Genomic DNA, 16,840 nt, shown 5'->3' on the forward strand with positions numbered 1-16,840 from the left:
CATGCAGACATTCTATGTCGACCAGACCGGGGCTTGCCTGGGTAGTTTTGACGGACCGCCGGGGGAATCCCCTTGGAGCGGTGGCGCCATCACAACGCCACCCGAGGATGCCACGCTGCAGCGCTGGGACGGATTGACCTGGGTCTGGCCTACCGAGGCCCTGCGCGAGAAGTTGCTGGCGACGATCAGCGAGCAGTATCTGCTGGCGTTGCAACGTGGCCTCCCCTATGGCGGCAAAGTCCTGCAGATCCGTGAACAAGACCAGCCAAATCTGACGACGATGGGCAGTGAGGCGCGCTGGGCAAAGGCGGTTAATGCGGCTTGGGCGAGCGATTTCGCATGGCGGATGGCTGATAACAGCTTCCTTATCCTTCCCAATGTAGATGCCATGATTGCTTTAGCTGATGCGGCTAAGGCCGAAGTCTACCGGTTACAACGGGTGAAATGGGCGCATGTGGATGCCGTACGTGCCCTTGTCCAGTCCAGTGATATCGCCGCCTACAACTTTGCAGCGGGATGGTGAGGCACGAGATGGGTGGTTTGCATGAGACATCACAAGCGATTGGTCGCTTGCAGGCGAGCGTTGAAAAGCTGGAGCATGCCGTAGCGCGATTGAGCGAGCGCATCGAGGAATTACAGCGCCTGCGTTGGCTGATGGTGGGTGCGCTGGTGGTGCTGTGCAGCATCTCCGGCGCCAGCAGCGGCTGGCTTGCCAAATTCCTGGATGTCGGAACCTGAGAGTCGACGGCTGATGAGTGGCGTCACAGCGCCGATGATGAAAAGGAGCGGATAAATGATCGAATCGCGGGTTGCTGCACTCGGCACCATCAACAAGGCCTGGGCCGCCGCGATCGGCGCGCCGATCGCGGAATGGTTGGTTGGCCTGCTGGCCGACGCCCTTTGGACGAACTGGCAGATCAAGATGCCGGACAGCGCCGAAATGGCGGCCGTGTCCTTGCTGGTCGGCCTAGCCGTCTATCAAGTACCCAACCTGCCGGCAGAACCCGTGCGTGACGACACGCAACAAAAGGGAGCGTGACATGGGGTGGCATAAGGGAAAGTTCTCGATCGTCGCAGCCCTCGTCGCGGTGGCCTTGCTGGTGAGCTGTGCGATGCCAGCCAGCCGGCAACAAGCGGGCGAGCATCAAAGCGGAGTGGATGTCGACCTACGCAGCCGGCTGACCGCCGCCAATCTGATGGCCGGTAGCCTGGCGGAAGGGTTGAGCAGTGCCATTCGCCTACATGCCGTCACTCCCGGCAGCGAACGGGCGCTGCTGATCGCCGCGACCCTCGACGCAGTCGATCGGTCGCTGGACGGCGCCGGCACGGCGCTGCGGGCGGGTCTATCGGACCTCGCAACGCGCCAGATCGGCGCCGCTGAAATGCAGTTGTACGGTCTGCAGCCCCTGCTGCCCATGCAAGGTCAACCAAAAGTGACGGAGGATGCACCATGAACGCGGCGACGGTTACGGCGATCATTCAGGGTGTTGCTGCCCTGGCGCCCTATCTGGCCCAGCTGGGTGCCCTGGCCACGAAGGTGCGGTCCGGTGACACGGTGACCGACGGGGATTTGCGGCTTGCGGAGGAAGCGCGCCGCCGCGCCTTTGCCGCGTTACGGGCACAGCTTACCGAGACGGCAAATTGAGATAAATTGCGCCTGTCGTGCTGTGGAATGTTGCCTGGGCAGCCTCGATCCTATAATGACGGTGGCGAACATTGAGAGCGTTATCCTAGGGGAGCGATCGGCCAGCGTCATGGACCATCTCGACCAGCTTGAGGCGCAAAGCGTCTATATCCTGCGTGAAGCCTTCAATCGCATAGAAAAGCTTGGCATGCTCTGGTCCCTTGGTAAGGACAGCAATGTCATGGTCTGGCTGGCTCGCAAGGCATTTTTTGGCCACGTACCCTTCCCGGTCATGCATATCGATACCGAGAAGAAATTTCCGGAAATGTACCTTTTCCGGGAGACCTATGCGAAGGAATGGGGGCTCAACCTCATCGTCGAGAAGTGCCCGCCGGTTGAGGCAACCGACCCGACGTTACCGCCCGCGGCCCGCTCGGCGGCGCGCAAGACGTTGGGCCTGCGCGACACCATCGCCAAATACGGCTTCACCGGCATCATCGCCGGCATCCGCCGCGACGAGGAAAGCGTGCGCGCCAAAGAGCGGGTGTTCTCGCCGCGCGGCGAAAGCGGCGCCTGGGATTTCCGCGACCAGCCGCCGGAGTTCTGGGACTACTTCAATACCGACCTGCCGGCCGGCACGCATTTGCGCGTGCACCCGTTGCTGTCATGGACCGAGATTGATATCTGGCGCTATGTGCAGCGCGAAGGGATTCCGATGGTCGAACTCTACTTCGCCAAGGACGGCAAGAGATACCGTTCGCTGGGTGACCAGGATATCACGTCGCCCGTGAGCAGCCAGGCTGCGACTATCGCGGAGATCATTGCGGAACTTGAGACGACACGGGCGCCGGAGCGCGCCGGGCGTGCCATGGACCGCGAAACCGAAGATGCCTTCGAGCGCCTGCGCGCCGCCGGATATATGTAATGACGACCGAAGCCAGAGCCGCGCGCGAGTTGATGCGCATCGTCATCGTCGGCCATGTTGATCACGGCAAGTCGACCTTGGTCGGCCGCCTGTTTCACGATACGGGCTCGCTGCCGGATGGCAAATACGAGGCCATCAAGGAGATGTGCGAGCGGCGCGGTATGCCGTTCGAATGGGCCTTCCTGATGGACGCTTTCCAGTCCGAGCGCGATCAGGGCATCACCATCGACACGGCGCAGATCTGGTTCAAGACGAATTTGCGCGACTACACCATCATTGATGCGCCGGGGCACCGCGAGTTCATCAAGAACATGATTACGGGCGCTTCCAGTGCCGAAGCGGCATTAATGCTGATCGACGCCGGCCAGGGCATTCAGCAGCAGTCGCGCCTGCATGCCTTCCTGCTCAACCTGCTGGGTGTGAAGCAGATTGCCGTCCTGGTCAATAAAATGGATCTTGTGGATTTCAGCGAAGCACGGTTTGCTGAGATTTCGCGCGAATACAGCTCCTATCTGGAATCGCTCGGCATCAAGGCCAACTACATCATTCCAATGGCCGCCCGCGACGGTGACAACATCGTCACGCGCTCGCCGCGAGCCCCCTGGTACAAGGGGCCGACGCTGATCGAGGCGTTGGACAGCTTCCGCCCAGCGGCGCCGCTTTCGGCCTTGCCACTGCGCCTGCCCATCCAGGATGTCTACAAGTTCGACGACCGGCGGATTCTAGCTGGACGCATTGCCAGCGGCCGCCTGAAGGTCGGTGACAAGCTGATGTTCTCACCTTCCAACAAGACGGCTCAGATCAGTTCGATCGAAGTATGGTCGGCGCCGGCCCGTGATGCTGCCGAAGCCGGAGAATCGGTCGGCCTGACGCTCGACGAGCAACTGTTCATCGAGCGCGGCGAGATCGCGAGCCATATCGATTCGGCACCGATCGAAAGTCATGTATTCAAGGCGAAGCTGTTCTGGCTGTCGAAGACGCCGCTGAAGCCGGGTGCGATGTATCGGCTGCGCCTGCAGACACGCGAGGTCAATGCCACCGTCGAAAACATCGTGACCGTCTACGACCCGGAAAGTTTCACGGCGCAGCCGAGCGATACGGTCGTGCGCAACGACATTGCCGAAGTGATCCTGCGTTCGCCCGCCTTGCTCAGTCTTGACTCCGCGCAGATGTATCCAAAGACCGGACGCTTCGTTCTGTCGGATGGGCGCAACATCCTGGCCGGCGGCACCATCTCGCTGGAGGGGTATCCGGACGAGCGGCGCATGGTGACGGTGCGCTCCAGCAATATCACCGAGGTGGCCCACGGTATCACTGCGGCGCAGCGAACACAGCGCAACGGCCATCCCGGCGGCGTGCTGTGGCTGACCGGATTGTCCGGTGCTGGGAAATCAACCATCGCCATGGCGCTGGAACAGGAGTTGTTCCGCCGTGGTTTCCAGGTCTTCGTCCTGGACGGCGACAATGTACGCCGCGGCCTCAGTGCCAATCTCGGATTTGCCCCGGAGGATCGCGCCGAGAACATCCGGCGCATCGGCGAGGTGGCAGCACTTTTTGCGGAATCCGGCCAGATCGTCGTTACGGCGTTCATCTCGCCTTATCGCAGCGACCGCGACCGCGCGCGCCAGGCGCTGGCGAAATTGCTACCGAGCGGCGTCGCCACCGGCGGCTTTCATGAGATCTATGTGAAGGCGGATCTGGCGACCTGCGAAGGCCGTGATCCGAAGGGGCTCTATCAGAAGGCGCGGGCCGGCGAGATCGCCGAGTTCACGGGGATCAGCGCACCTTACGAGCCGCCGGCCGAGGCCGAGCTCATGATCGATACGGAAAAGCTCGATATCGCGGCGGCGGTGGCTCTGGCGGTGAGTTATGTCGAGCGGCATTTCCGCAAGGTCTGATGGGGTCCTGCCGAGTCGCGCTAAGGTATTGAAAAATATAATATACCTGTGACAGATGGGCGCGCCGGGCAGCCTCCAGGCTGATTCGGCTTGCGCCGTTTTTTTTGTCCGCCTAAGTTACTTCTGATAATAATAAATTAACGATTGGGCGACTCCCGGCAATGGGTGGTGAACCAATCGTCAGGGGGGCCAAGGATCGCTTGGTCCGGTGTGTGTCACGCGCCAGTCGGCGCCGATGGATCTGAGGGGTTAGCAGATCATTCGGTGGCAGGGTGGCGGCTATGGGTCAATTGAGCGTCCTACCGTGGGGATGGGATCGTGGTAACCGGAAGAAGTCCTGAAAAATTGTCATTGTGTAATGTCGGCGCGCGTTTCGCAGCCGCTCTTTCGAAGCATTTCTCGCCGCGCGAACTCATCGTGCGCAGCGACGGCAAAATCAAATATGTGCGCCTGTCCACGCGCAGTCAGTTGGTCGGCGCATCGCTGATCGGCGGTATTGCGGTGTTGTCGCTGGCGACGTCGATAGGTCTCGCCATGCAGCAGGTCACGCTGCACGGCCGCGACATCGCCGTGCGCGAGGCCGAAGGCGCTTATACCGGGCTCCTTGCCGAAGTGGCCGATTACTTCGACCAGTTTAAAGGCAGCACCGGCAAGCTCGGCGACGACGAGGCCTATCTGCTGGGCCTCTCCGGCGAGAATGCCGCGATGCGTGACGGCCTGCGCTCGATTGCGACGCAGATCGAAGGCCCAACTCCGCTCGAAGGTGCCGCTGCCGGTCGCGATCTGAACAGCCGCGATATTGCTGGCGACGATCCGCTGCGCGCCAAGCTGCGCGATGCGTTGAAGAATCGCCTGCAGGCATTCGACAGCGACCTAAAGCGCATAGCCGCGCGCAACCAATCGCTCACCAACCAGATTGCCGATCTGAAGTCGGAAATTCGCGGCATCGAGGGCGATCGCCGCCGGATGGCCGCCGAACGCGATGAGCTGACGGCCCTGCTCGATCAGAGCCGGCAGAGTAATGGGAGCCTTGCGAGCCAGGTCGCGGACCTGACCGGCCGCTTGACCAATTTGCAGCGCGACCACGATACCGCGACGGCGCAGGTCACGGCGCTCAATGCGCAAGTCGCCTCGCTGCAGGGTGAGTTGCAGGTGGCGCAGGCGAGCAACGCAGACCTCTCGCGCCAAGTGGCGCAGACCAAGCTAGCGCTCTCCACAGTCATCAACCAGCGCAATTCGTTGCAGCTCGGCCGCTCCGATCTCGGCCGCACCATCGACGAACTGCGCGACAAGGTGGCCTCGGTCCAGGAAAGCCAGGCCAATTTCGTGGCCAGCGTCACCGAGCGCACCCGCAACAGCCTCGAGGAAATGGAAAAGACGCTCGAGATGACCGGGCTCAATGTCGAGGGCATGATCTCGGCTGCCGAGCAGAGCGGCATCGGCAAGGGCGGTCCGTTCATTCCCGATCCCGCCACCGGCGCCGACGAAACCGAGCAGAAGCTGCTGGCCAATGTGGCGACCCTCGATGACGAAGTGGCACGCTGGGAGAAGATGCAGGTCGTGCTGCGCTCCGTGCCTTTGGCGGCACCCGTCGATCACTATTACATCTCCAGCGGCTTCGGTGCCCGCGTCGACCCCTTCAACGGCGCCCGTGCGCGCCATGAGGGCCTCGACATGGTGGGCACGCTGCGCTCTGACGTGCTGGCGACGGCACCGGGCACGGTCGTTTCAGCCGGCTGGAAGGGGAATTACGGGCGCGTCGTCGAGATCGACCATGGTCTTGGCATACATACGCTTTATGCCCATCTGGATTCGGTTGCCGTGAAGGTCGGGGATGTGGTGGACTATCGGCAGCTGGTCGGCAAGCTCGGCTCTTCCGGGCGGTCGTCCGGTCCGCACTGCCATTACGAAGTGCGTTACAACGATAAACCGCTCGATCCCATGGGCTTTCTCAAGGCAGGTCGTTATGTTTTCAAAGGTTAACAAGTCCGGTCAACCCGCGACGGTCCATGATACCCCGCGCCCCAGTGTGAAAGCCGGGATCCCCTCCATCATCAGTGCTGATCTGCGTATCACCGGCGATCTGGTCTGTAGCGGCGACGTGCAGATCGATGGCTGGGTCGAGGGCGACATCCAGTCACGCAACATCACAATCGGCGAAGGCGCCACTGTGCAGGGCGGCCTTCAGGCTGAATCGGTCCGCATCTGCGGGCTGGTCAATGGCGAGGTCCGCGCCGACATGGTGGTCTTGGAAAAGACGGCCCGCGTTACCGGAGACATTCTCCATAAGTCGCTGGCGATCGAGCAGGGCGCCTACCTTGAAGGGATGTGTCGCCGTACCGACACGCATCCCGTGACGGCCGTTGCCACCTCGACCGAGGCACCGAAAGACATCGCCAAGGAAATCGTCGGCGAGAAGAAGGCTGCGACGGCCTGATTTTTGGCTGAGTTCGTGTTTTAGAGAAGCGGGTCGCCCCTGTCGGCGGCCCGCTTTATCATTTCCGGATCGGCATTGCCGCCGGAGCAGATGACGACCGCCGTCCGGCCCTTGAGTTCCCCTCGCATCGCCAGCACCGCGGCAAGGCCGGCAGCGCCGCCTGGCTCCACCACCAATTTCAGGTGCCGCTGCGCAAAGCTCATCGCATCGAGCACGGCATCGTCGCTGACGACTTTTGAGCCGGCGAGCAATTTGCGGTGAATCGGGAAGGTGAGGGCACCAGGCGTCTGGGCCATCAGCGCGTCGCAGATCGAGGGCGCTGTCGGTTTGTTGGGAAGGCGCTCACCGGCCGCCAGCGACCGGTTGAGATCGTCATAGCCGGCAGGTTCCGCGGCATAGACCGCAGTGTTCGGGAAGGCGTCTTTCACGGCGGTTGCGACGCCGCCGACAAGGCCGCCACCGCTGCAGGGGGCGATCACCAGATCCGGCACAGTACCCAAAGCCTTGACCTGCACCACGATCTCCAGTCCCGCCGTGCCCTGGCCGGCGATGATGTAAGGATCGTCATAGGGCGGTACGATCAGCGCACCATCCTTTTCCGCGATCTTCCGCGCGATGGCTTCGCGATCTTCGGTATGGCGCTGATAGAGCACCACCTCGGCACCATAGCCTCTGGTATTGGCGACCTTGATCGCGGGCGCGTCGGAGGGCATGACGATGGTGGCCTTGAACCCGAGCAGCTTCGCCGCCGCCGCAACACCTTGGGCATGATTGCCGGAGGAGAAAGCGACAACAGCGCGCGCGGCCGGATCGGTGTCCTTCGCTGCCAGCAGGCGATTGCTGGCGCCGCGGAACTTGAACGAGCCGGTGATCTGCAGCGTCTCCGCCTTGATCAGCAGGCGGAAGCCCAAGCGCTCGCTTACCAGCGGATAATCAAGCAGCGGCGTTGTAACGATCACCCCGTTGAGCCGCGCGGCGGCGGCGCGCACATCCTCGATACCTACCGCCAGTTTCGCGCTGGGCTGGTTCAAGATGATATCCCTGCTCTGTCAGTTGATCGCTGGTCGATTAAGATCGTCTTCAAGCGCGATGCGGGCGCCCTTGTCCGAGAGACGGCTGCGATAGATCTGCAGATTCTCCATCACGCGCTGCACGTAATTGCGCGTCTCGTCGAAGGGGATGTTCTCGACCCAGTCAATGGCATCCGTCTCGGCCAAGCGCGGGTCGCCATAGAGGATGACCCAATCGCGCACCCGGCTGGGGCCGGCGTTGTAGGCCGCCACCGCCATGATGTAGGAGCCGTTGAACCGGTCGATCAGCTTTTCGAGATAGAGCCGGCCCAGCTTCACGTTGAATGCCGGATCGGCGGTGAGGCTCTTCTCCTTCAACTTCTTGACGCCGAGTTCCTTGGCCAGCGGTCGCGCGGTCGAGGGCATCAGCTGCATCAGTCCCATGGCGCCCGCCGGCGACGAGATCTTGGCGTCGAAGGCGCTTTCCTGCTTGATGATGGCCAGCACCAAAGCGGGTTCTGGCTCCTTGCCGGTCGGCAGCTTGATGGTGGGGAAGAGGTATTCCGACAACTCGAAGCCCTTTTGCCGCGCTTCCTTGGCGACGGCGATGGCGAGATCGTCGCGCTTCACCGATTTGGCGAGGCCCGCCAGCAAGGTGTAATCGGTGGCTTTGGTGGCGCGCGATGTCATGGTCATTATAAAGGGGCGCACGCGGTCCTGCTCGCCGAGCTTGCCGAGGAGGCGCACCACGCGCACCATCTCGCGTTTGTCGAACGCCGCTTTTTCGGCGGCACTGGCGCGGATCCCGCTGTCGAGCACCAGATGCTTGGGGTCGGTGAGACGCGCAGCAGCCAACTGGCCGTAATAGATCGAGAGATTCTTGGCGGCATTGCGATACCAGTCGGTGGCCGCCGCCATGTCCCCTTTGGCCTCGGCCGAGCGGCCGATCCAATAGGCGGCCCGGGTCTTGCTGATGACTGATTTCGCGCCGTTATAGAGATTGGTGAAATGCTTCATCGCCACTTGCGGCTCTTCGAGATAGCGCAAGGCGACCCATCCGGCGAACCATTCCCCCTCGACGAAGGCGTCGCCAGTATCGGCGTTGTGCGCGGCGGCGAGGCGGTAGGCGGCGCTGACGTCGCCATTGCCGAGCAACTCGCGCGCGGCGCGATAGAGTTCGTCCCACATCAGGTCTGGCCGTGCCACCTTGGCCGGCGGCGGATCGAGGAGTTGCAGGGCCCGCTCGATCTGGCCGGACTTGCGCCAGGCCCGTGCCATTTCATAGATGAGTCCGGCATCGTCGCGCAGTTCCAGCGGCACCAGGCCACCAACCGCATCTGGCGTTACCTTGCGATCCTGCAGGCGCATGCGCGCACTCGCCAGGGCGGCGTGGCTGGGGTCGACGCGCTTCAGCATACGCAGCGCCTGGTCGCGCTCACCCTCCCATAACAGACGATCGAGCCGCACCACATGATCGGCCATGGTGAGCATGTCGCCAAAGCGGGCGAGGAAGGTATTTTCCTGCTCCTGGCTGAAATCCTCGGTGGTCCAGGCAACGACGGCCACCTGCCGGGCGCGATCGACCTGCCCATCGGCCCGCAACGCGCCAAGAAGCTTGATTGCCCCTTGCGGGGTCAGCGGATCGCGCGTCCCGAACCAATCGAGGACGGCGGCCGTGGGATAGATGTCCGGCATGGTCCGCTCGGCCTGCGCGGTGAGCGTGTCGCGGAGCGGCCAATCGGGATTGCCCTTAAGGAACGCTGTCATCTCGTTGAAGGATCGTCCGGGGCCGGGACGCGACAAGTCCAGCCAGCGCACGACTTTGCCCGGCAAAGGCTCCTTCGCCATGTCGGCGAGGCGCCGCGCTTCCTTCCATCGATCGTTGTCGATGGCGCGAAAGGCTTCCTGGTAGAGCTTCTTATCCTTGGCACTGAGCCCGTCATCGGCGCGGCCTGGCTGCGGGGTTCCGAACAGCGTGCAAGCGGCCAAAAGCCCTGCCATGGCCAGCCGGCCAACGGGGCGGAAAATCTGACGGGAAACAACGGAAAGACTGGGCCGCGCGGCATGTGCCGTGGCCCGGGTGAGGATCGCCGGGGCGTTTAACGCAGGTATATGGTGTGCCATTTTCTCGCTCGGGCAAGCCGCGAATCGGCGGTCGCAATCACAGCATTGTATGAGCGCCGCGGCCCCCACTCAATGGATTCAATGCGTTGGTTATCACACACTGATGCAGCACCTTCGCTTGTCGGGCTAAAGTATCGCCGATTTGCCACAGGTGGCGAATCGCCGGTTTTAACGGCAGAACGCTTGCGGCCAGGCCCAACTGCGGCTATTTTCCGGGCCCGTTTGCAATCGCCCAAGCTCTTAACCGAGCGGGCATTTTATGGAGTCAGTCATGTTCAAGGGTTCGATGACCGCTTTGGTCACCCCATTCCGCAACGGCGCGGTGGACGAGGCTGCCTTCCAGAAATTCGTCGACTGGCAGATCAAGGAAGGCATCGATGGCGTGGTGCCCGTTGGGACGACGGGCGAATGCCCGACGGTCAGCCATGAGGAGCATCACCGCATTGTCGAGCTGGCGATCGAGGTCGCCAAAGGGCGCGTCCCGGTCATCGCCGGCACCGGCTCCAACTCGACCCAGGAAGCCATCGACCTGACACGCCATGCCGAAAAGGCCGGCGCTGACGCGGCGCTGGTGGTACTGCCCTATTACAACCGCCCGACGCCGGAGGGCCAGTTCCAGCATTTCAAGGCGATTCACGACGCAACCAACCTGCCGATCATTATCTACAACGTGCCCCCGCGCAGCGCCGTCGACATGTCGATCGACACGATGAAGCGCTGTGCCGAACTGCCGCGCGTGATCGGCGTCAAGGATGCGACGGCGGATCTGGCGCGGCCGGCGCGCACCAAGCTCGCGATCGGTGCCGATTTCTGCCAGTTGTCCGGCGAAGACGCGACGGCGTTGCCCTTCCTGGCGCAGGGTGGCGTGGGCTGCATTTCCGTCACTTCGAATGTGGCGCCCAAGCTGACCTCCCAGATGCATGCCGCCTGGCGTGCCGGCGATTTGAAGAAAGCCATGGAAATCAATGAGCGGCTGATGCCGGTCAACGATGCGATGTTCTGCGAGACCAGCCCCGGCCCGGTAAAATACGCGCTCTCCGTCATGGGTCACATCCAGGCGGATGTTCGGCTGCCGCTGGCACCTATTTCGGACGTTTCGAAGCAGAAGGTCGAAGCGGCCTTGAAAAAGGCAGGCCTTATCGGGCAATAACATCGCCATTATGGCCCGTGACATCTCGACCAACCGCTTTGCCGCCCAGAACCGTAAGGCGCGGCATGATTATTCGATCAACGACACGATCGAGGCCGGACTCCAACTGATGGGGTCGGAGGTGAAGTCGTTGCGCCTGGGCCGCTGCAGCATCAACGAGGCCTTCGCGGCCGAGCGTGACGGCGAGTTCTGGCTGATCAACGCCCATTTCCCCGAATACGATGCGGCCAACCGCTTCAACCACGAGCCGGGCCGCCCGCGCAAATTGCTGCTCAAGAAGCGCCAAGTGGTAAAGCTCATCAACGCCACGCAGCGCGACGGCGTCACCGTCGTGCCGCTTGCGATCTATTTCAACGATCGCGGCCGCGCCAAATGCGAACTCGGCGTCGCCAAAGGCCGGCGCCAGGCCGACAAGCGCGCCGCCATCAAGGATCGCGACTGGAAACGCGACCAGGCCCGTATCGTGCGCAACCGCGGCGGGGATTGACCCGGGCACCGACTGCCGGCGTCAGAGTCCAGCCACTTCCTTCACATGCATCATCGCTTCGCGGAACATTGCCGGCGTCAGCACGCCGGTGTTCGTGTTGTAGCGCGAGCAGTGATAGCTATCGATGAGGATGCGGTTACCTGAGAGATCATGGCGGCGGTTATGGCCGAATTTGAAGGCGCTGCGCTTTTCACCCATTGCCATCAGCGCGGCGTCATGGGCGATGGAACCCAGGGCCACATAGCAGCGCGCGGGTGAAGCTTCGAGTTCGCTTTTCAGGAACGCATTGCAGGTCTTGATTTCGGCCGGCAGCGGCTTGTTTTGCGGCGGGACACAGCGCACGCCGTTGACGATGCGGCAACCCTTGAGCGCCAGCCCGTCATCTGGCCGTTCATCATAGGTGCCGGTGGCCAGGCCCAGTTCGAGCAGGGTGGCAAACAACAGGTCGCCGGCCCAATCACCGGTGAAGGGGCGGCCCGTCCTGTTGGCGCCATGCAGCCCGGGCGCCAGGCCGATGATCAGAAATTTCGCCCGCGCATCGCCGAAGGCCGGCACGGGCGCGTTGAAGTAGTCCGGCAGCTTCTTGCGGTTCTCGGTGCGGAAATCAGCGAGGCGCGGGCAGAGCGGGCAATCCGGTGCTGGCGACACGATGGCAGCTGGCATGGGTGTCAAACGTTGCCGGCCGGTTCATCGTCGGGATGCTGTTCGCGTGGCGGCTGGTCCTTTGCCGCATCGCGCGGGCGCGGGTTATGGGCGCGGGCAACGACCGAGGCCAACTCTTCCAACTCAACGAACATGTCTGCCTGGCGCCTGAGTTCGTCGGCCACCATGGGCGGGTTGGAACGCACGGTGGAAACGACCGAGACGCGCACGCCGCGCCGCTGCACGGCTTCGACCAGGCGACGGAAATCGCCATCGCCGGAGAACAGCACGACGTGGTCAAGATGGGCCGACATTTCGAGGACATCGATGGCAAGCTCGATATCCATATTGCCCTTGATCTTGCGCCGGCCCATGGCGTCGGTGAATTCCTTGGTCGGCTTGGTCACCATGGTAAAGCCGTTATAGTCGAGCCAATCGACCAGAGGGCGGAGGGGCGAATACTCCTGGTCTTCCACCAGCGCCGTGTAATAGAACGCGCGGATGAGGCGGCATTGCTCCTGGAAATGCTTCAGAAGGCGCTTGTAGTCGATGTCGAAGCCGAGCGCGCGGGCAGCCGCGTGGAGATTGGCGCCATCGATGAAAAGACCGACCCGTTCCTGGGCGTAGAAGCGAAGGGGCATAATGAACCTCGTCGGAGAATATGACTGAAAGCTATGATGAACATTCACGCCGGAACCTATATGAGGCACCGCATGCTGCGGACCTTAGTGCCGTTGGCCGGTGGGGAGCAAGGTCAAATGGGACAGCCTGGCGGCAAGGAAAGTCGGCGTGACTGAGGGAATTTTCATCGGCCTTGGCGCCAACCTGCCGAGTGATGCCGGCAGTCCCGTGGCGACGCTGGAAAAGGCGGTGACCGACATTGCCTCGGCCGGAATCACGATCCGGCGGCGCTCGCCGTGGTTCGAGACAGCGCCCGTGCCGCGCGCTGCAGACCAGCCCTGGTATGTGAACGGGGTCATCGCGGTGGCGAGCGATCTTGGGCCGCAAGACCTGCTTGCCTTGTTGCAGCGGCTGGAAGCGGGGGCCGGGCGGGTGCGATCTGTCGCCAATGCGGCGCGGCCGCTCGACCTCGATATCATCGCCTATGGCGACCGGGTCGAGACCGCTGCCGATCCCTTGTTGCCGCATCCGCGCATGGCAATGCGGGCCTTTGTTCTGCTGCCCCTGCAGGCGATTGCCCCACGCTGGCGGCACCCGGTTTCCGGGCGCTCGGTCGCAGACCTCATCGCGGCACTGCCCCCTGACCAGGAAATCCGTTTACTTTGAGGGAGTTGGGTCGAAGCCGGTCGCCATGCGCGGGGGGCATATAGCCTGCTCACTCATGTCGCGGCCCCAATCCTTGAACCCCCAAAATCAATAGAGTAAGTTCAGGCAATTAGACGAATTCTTGGAGATTATCGAAAATGGCCCGCGTTACTGTCGAAGATTGCGTAGACAAGATCCCGAACCGCTTTGACCTGGTCATGTTGGCCGCTCAGCGCGCACGGGAGATCTCGGCCGGCGGCCAGCTCACCATCGAGCGCGATAACGACAAGAATCCGGTCGTTGCCTTGCGCGAAATTGCCGAAGAGACCGTGGTGCTGGAGCGCCTCAACGACAACCTCATCACCGGCCTGCAGCGTCATGTCGAGAACGACGAGCCGGAGGAAGAGGGCACGGGCTTTGGCACCGGCGCCGGCGACCTTCTGGCCGAAATGCAGCAGGCGCAGATTTCCGACGACGAAGCCGAAGAGGCCGACATGGCCATCGACGGCGAGTTCGAGGATGCCGCGGAGGCCGATGACGGCAAGTGACCCGGCGTCACTGTCGGCAGTTACCTTATTCCTGACACAGGGAAAGGATTGGTTTCACCCTTACGCTGAAGCGGCCACCGGAGATGCGGCCGTGACATTGAGGACCGCATGATCCGGCAATTTGAACTGGTCGAGCGGGTGAAATCTTACGATCCAGGCGCGGATGAGGACCTCCTCAACCGCGCCTATGTTTTTTCGATGAAGGCGCATGGCTCGCAGTCGCGTGCCTCGGGCGATCCTTACTTTTCCCACCCGCTCGGCGTCGCCGAAATCCTGACGCGCCTCAAGCTCGATTCCGCCTCGATCGCCACGGGCCTCCTCCACGACACGGTCGAGGATACCGAGGCGACACTGGAGCAGGTACAGACCGTCTTCGGCAGTGAAGTGGCGCAGCTGGTCGACGGCGTCACCAAGCTGTCGCGCCTGGAACTGCAATCCGACAACACCAAGCATGCGGAGAACTTCCGCAAGCTGGTGCTGGCAATGTCGAACGACATTCGCGTGCTGTTGGTGAAGCTGGCAGACCGTCTGCACAACATGCAGACGCTGCACTTCATCAAGAACGCCGACAAGCGCCGCCGCATTGCCGCCGAGACGATGGAAATCTATGCGCCGCTCGCCGAGCGCATGGGCATGCATCAACTGAAGGACGAGCTGGAGAACCTGGCCTTCGCCGAGCTCAATGCCGACGCGTACCAGTCGATCATGCAGCGTCTATCCTATTTGCGCGAGCAGGGTGCCGACATTTGCGCCAAGATCATTGCCGAGCTCTCCAAGACGCTGAAGGAAGCCGACTTGCACGCCGAGGTCTCGGGCCGTGAAAAGACGCCCTTCTCGATCTGGCGCAAGATGCAGAAGAAGCGCATGGAGTTCGAGCAACTTTCCGACATCATGGCCTTCCGCGTGATGGTCAAGGATATCGGCCAGTGCTACCAGGCGCTGGGCGCCATTCACGGCAAGTATTCGATGATCCCCGGGCGCTTCAAGGATTACATCTCGACCCCAAAGCCCAACAATTACCAATCGCTCCACACCGGCATCATCGGCCCGCAGCGCATGCGCATCGAGGTGCAGATTCGCACCGAAAACATGCATGAAATCGCCGAAATGGGTGTGGCGGCGCATTGGGGCTACAAGCAGGGTGCCACCAAGATAGATGGTCGGCAGTATCGCTGGCTGCGCGAGCTCCTGGACATTCTCGAGCACGCTTCCGGCCCGGAAGAATTCCTTGAGCACACCAAGCTCGAGATGTTCCAGGACCAGGTGTTCTGCTTCACGCCGAAGGGCGATCTCATCGCGCTGCCGCGCGGGGCGACGCCGGTCGACTTTGCCTATGCCGTGCACTCTCAGGTCGGCGATACCTGTGTGGGTGCCAAGATCAACGGCCGCATCATGCCGCTCCGGACCGAGCTGCAGAACGGCGACCAGGTCGCCATCGTCACCTCGAAGGCGCAGACGCCGTCGCCGGCCTGGGAACGCTTTGTCGTCACCGGCAAGGCGCGTGCCTGCATCCGCCGCTTCATCCGCACCCAGCAGCGCGCGCAGTATCTGGAACTCGGCCGGGCGATGCTGCAGAAGGAATTTTCCCATGCCGGTTACGAGTACACGGAAAAGGCTGTCGATGGCGTCCTGAAGAAATTCAAGGCCGAGGAGATCGAGGACCTGGTGACGCAGGTCGGCGAGGGCCTGGTCGGTGCCCGCGAAGTCGTCAACGCGATCTTCCCCGGCAACAAGACGCAGGGTCTGCCGGGCGACAAGGTCAACGACAAGGCCGGGCCGCTGAAGCGCGACCCGAAGAAGGGCAAGGGCGGCCACGCCATCCCGATCCGCGGCCTCATCCCCGGCATGGCGATGCACTTTGCCGGCTGTTGCCATCCGCTGCCGGGCGACCGCATCGTCGGCATCGTGACGACCGGGAAGGGCGTCACCATCCACACCATCGATTGCGAGACGCTGGAGAGCTTTGCCGACACGCCGGAGCGCTGGCTCGATGTCGCCTGGGACCAGGACAAGAATTCGGTCGAGCAGCATACCGGCCGCCTCGACGTGGTGATCGCCAACCAGCCGGGCAGCCTCGGCTCACTCACCACGGTGATCGGCAAGAATCAGGGCAACATCTCGAATTTGAAGATCGTCAACCGCTCGATCGACTTCTTCGAGATCATCGTCGATGTCGAGGTGAAGGACCTGAAGCACCTTTCCAACATCATCGCCGCCTTGCGCGCGACGCCTTCGGTCAATTCCGTGGACCGGGCGCGGGGATAGGTCACGCGTCATGATCCTTGGCATCGGCAACGACCTCATCGACATCCGCCGCATCGAGAAATCGATCGAGCGCTTCGGCGACCGCTTCATCCAGCGCGTCTTTACCGAGGTCGAGCAGCAGAAATCCGATCGGCGCGCACAGCGCGCCGCCTCCTATGCCAAGCGCTTCGCCGCCAAGGAGGCCTGCTCGAAGGCGCTGGGGACCGGCTTTCGCGACCAGGTCTTCATGAAGGACATGGGGGTGGTGAACCTGCCCAGCGGCAAGCCCACCCTGAAGCTCACCAACGGGGCGCTCCGCCGCCTGCAAGAGATCACGCCCCCCGGCATGGCGGCCCAGATCGACCTCACCATCACCGACGACTTCCCCTTGGCCCAGGCGATCGTGATCATTTCTGCGGTGCCCGGCCCCGCTAAGTGAGGGGTGTTAGCTAAACTGGCGGAATATCTCGCAAAAATCCGGGTGC

19 protein-coding genes are annotated in these 16,840 nt (G+C 62.4%); 15 read left to right on the forward strand and 4 right to left on the reverse strand.

Annotated features, from left to right (window positions below):
- Nucleotide 1: 1 nt before the first annotated feature.
- The 9 genes from SMD31_RS11315 (at nucleotide 2) to SMD31_RS11355 (ending at nucleotide 6,884) form a co-directional block, all read left to right on the forward strand.
- Nucleotides 2–523, forward strand: coding sequence for a DUF4376 domain-containing protein (locus SMD31_RS11315; protein WP_320500947.1), 522 nt, complete (start codon nucleotides 2–4; stop codon nucleotides 521–523).
- An 8-nt stretch (nucleotides 524–531) separates the two neighbouring features.
- Nucleotides 532–738, forward strand: coding sequence for a hypothetical protein (locus SMD31_RS11320; RefSeq protein WP_320500948.1), 207 nt, complete (start codon nucleotides 532–534; stop codon nucleotides 736–738).
- Between the two features lie 55 nt (nucleotides 739–793).
- The gene (locus SMD31_RS11325; RefSeq protein ID WP_320500949.1) at nucleotides 794–1,039 is read left to right on the forward strand and encodes a hypothetical protein; all 246 of its coding nucleotides are present in this window, start codon (nucleotides 794–796) and stop codon (nucleotides 1,037–1,039) included.
- A gap of 1 nt (nucleotide 1,040) precedes the next feature.
- Nucleotides 1,041–1,454 carry a hypothetical protein gene (locus SMD31_RS11330; RefSeq protein WP_320500950.1) on the forward strand — a complete coding sequence of 138 codons (414 nt, stop codon included), beginning with the start codon at nucleotides 1,041–1,043 and terminating at the stop codon, nucleotides 1,452–1,454.
- Nucleotides 1,451–1,645: a hypothetical protein gene (locus tag SMD31_RS11335; protein WP_320500951.1), complete on the forward strand. Its 195-nt coding sequence runs from the start codon at nucleotides 1,451–1,453 to the stop codon at nucleotides 1,643–1,645. Before SMD31_RS11330 ends, SMD31_RS11335 begins: the two co-directional genes overlap by 4 nt.
- A 109-nt stretch (nucleotides 1,646–1,754) precedes the next feature.
- Nucleotides 1,755–2,549 carry a sulfate adenylyltransferase subunit CysD gene (cysD, locus tag SMD31_RS11340; protein ID WP_320500952.1) on the forward strand — a complete coding sequence of 265 codons (795 nt, stop codon included), beginning with the start codon at nucleotides 1,755–1,757 and terminating at the stop codon, nucleotides 2,547–2,549.
- A complete protein-coding gene (gene cysC, locus SMD31_RS11345; protein WP_320500953.1) occupies nucleotides 2,549–4,447 on the forward strand; it encodes an adenylyl-sulfate kinase in 1,899 nt (632 codons plus the stop codon). Before cysD ends, cysC begins: the two co-directional genes overlap by 1 nt.
- 318 nt (nucleotides 4,448–4,765) lie before the next feature.
- Nucleotides 4,766–6,430 (forward strand): peptidoglycan DD-metalloendopeptidase family protein, encoded by a 1,665-nt coding sequence (locus SMD31_RS11350; protein WP_320500954.1) that lies wholly within the window; start codon nucleotides 4,766–4,768, stop codon nucleotides 6,428–6,430.
- Nucleotides 6,414–6,884, forward strand: coding sequence for a bactofilin family protein (locus SMD31_RS11355; RefSeq protein ID WP_320500955.1), 471 nt, complete (start codon nucleotides 6,414–6,416; stop codon nucleotides 6,882–6,884). The genes SMD31_RS11350 and SMD31_RS11355 overlap by 17 nt, the downstream gene beginning before the upstream one ends.
- Nucleotides 6,885–6,904: 20 nt before the next feature.
- On the opposite strand, the gene SMD31_RS11360 is transcribed toward SMD31_RS11355, so the two are convergent.
- Nucleotides 6,905–7,915, reverse strand: a complete 1,011-nt coding sequence (locus SMD31_RS11360; protein WP_320500956.1) for a threonine ammonia-lyase — start codon at nucleotides 7,913–7,915, stop codon at nucleotides 6,905–6,907.
- An 18-nt stretch (nucleotides 7,916–7,933) separates the two neighbouring features.
- Complete coding sequence (locus tag SMD31_RS11365; RefSeq protein ID WP_320500957.1) at nucleotides 7,934–9,895, reverse strand: lytic transglycosylase domain-containing protein; 1,962 nt, start codon at nucleotides 9,893–9,895, stop codon at nucleotides 7,934–7,936.
- A 394-nt stretch (nucleotides 9,896–10,289) separates the two neighbouring features.
- Between SMD31_RS11365 and dapA the strand changes: the two genes are divergently transcribed.
- On the forward strand, nucleotides 10,290–11,168 hold the full coding sequence (dapA, locus tag SMD31_RS11370; protein WP_320500958.1) for a 4-hydroxy-tetrahydrodipicolinate synthase: 879 nt from the start codon (nucleotides 10,290–10,292) through the stop codon (nucleotides 11,166–11,168).
- A 1-nt stretch (nucleotide 11,169) separates the two neighbouring features.
- Nucleotides 11,170–11,655, forward strand: coding sequence for an SsrA-binding protein SmpB (gene smpB / locus SMD31_RS11375; RefSeq protein WP_456077534.1), 486 nt, complete (start codon nucleotides 11,170–11,172; stop codon nucleotides 11,653–11,655).
- Between the two features lie 21 nt (nucleotides 11,656–11,676).
- On the opposite strand, the gene SMD31_RS11380 is transcribed toward smpB, so the two are convergent.
- Together SMD31_RS11380 and SMD31_RS11385 are read right to left on the reverse strand one after the other, a co-directional pair.
- Nucleotides 11,677–12,318 (reverse strand): uracil-DNA glycosylase, encoded by a 642-nt coding sequence (locus SMD31_RS11380; RefSeq protein ID WP_320500960.1) that lies wholly within the window; start codon nucleotides 12,316–12,318, stop codon nucleotides 11,677–11,679.
- Between the two features lie 5 nt (nucleotides 12,319–12,323).
- Entirely contained in the window at nucleotides 12,324–12,938 is a 615-nt protein-coding gene (locus SMD31_RS11385) for a LabA-like NYN domain-containing protein (RefSeq protein ID WP_320500961.1), read from the reverse strand.
- A 148-nt stretch (nucleotides 12,939–13,086) separates the two neighbouring features.
- Between SMD31_RS11385 and folK the strand changes: the two genes are divergently transcribed.
- The 4 genes from folK to acpS all read left to right on the forward strand — a co-directional run bounded on the left by folK (nucleotide 13,087) and on the right by acpS (nucleotide 16,794).
- Nucleotides 13,087–13,584 (forward strand): 2-amino-4-hydroxy-6-hydroxymethyldihydropteridine diphosphokinase, encoded by a 498-nt coding sequence (gene folK / locus SMD31_RS11390; protein WP_320500963.1) that lies wholly within the window; start codon nucleotides 13,087–13,089, stop codon nucleotides 13,582–13,584.
- Between the two features lie 137 nt (nucleotides 13,585–13,721).
- Entirely contained in the window at nucleotides 13,722–14,111 is a 390-nt protein-coding gene (gene rpoZ / locus SMD31_RS11395; protein WP_320500964.1) for a DNA-directed RNA polymerase subunit omega, read from the forward strand.
- A gap of 108 nt (nucleotides 14,112–14,219) precedes the next feature.
- A complete protein-coding gene (locus SMD31_RS11400) occupies nucleotides 14,220–16,376 on the forward strand; it encodes a RelA/SpoT family protein (protein WP_320500965.1) in 2,157 nt (718 codons plus the stop codon).
- Between the two features lie 10 nt (nucleotides 16,377–16,386).
- Nucleotides 16,387–16,794, forward strand: a complete 408-nt coding sequence (gene acpS, locus SMD31_RS11405; RefSeq protein WP_320500966.1) for a holo-ACP synthase — start codon at nucleotides 16,387–16,389, stop codon at nucleotides 16,792–16,794.
- The last annotated feature ends 46 nt before the right edge of the window (nucleotides 16,795–16,840 follow it).

Source organism: Dongia rigui (assembly GCF_034044635.1).
In the GTDB taxonomy this organism is placed as follows: domain Bacteria; phylum Pseudomonadota; class Alphaproteobacteria; order Dongiales; family Dongiaceae; genus Dongia; species Dongia rigui.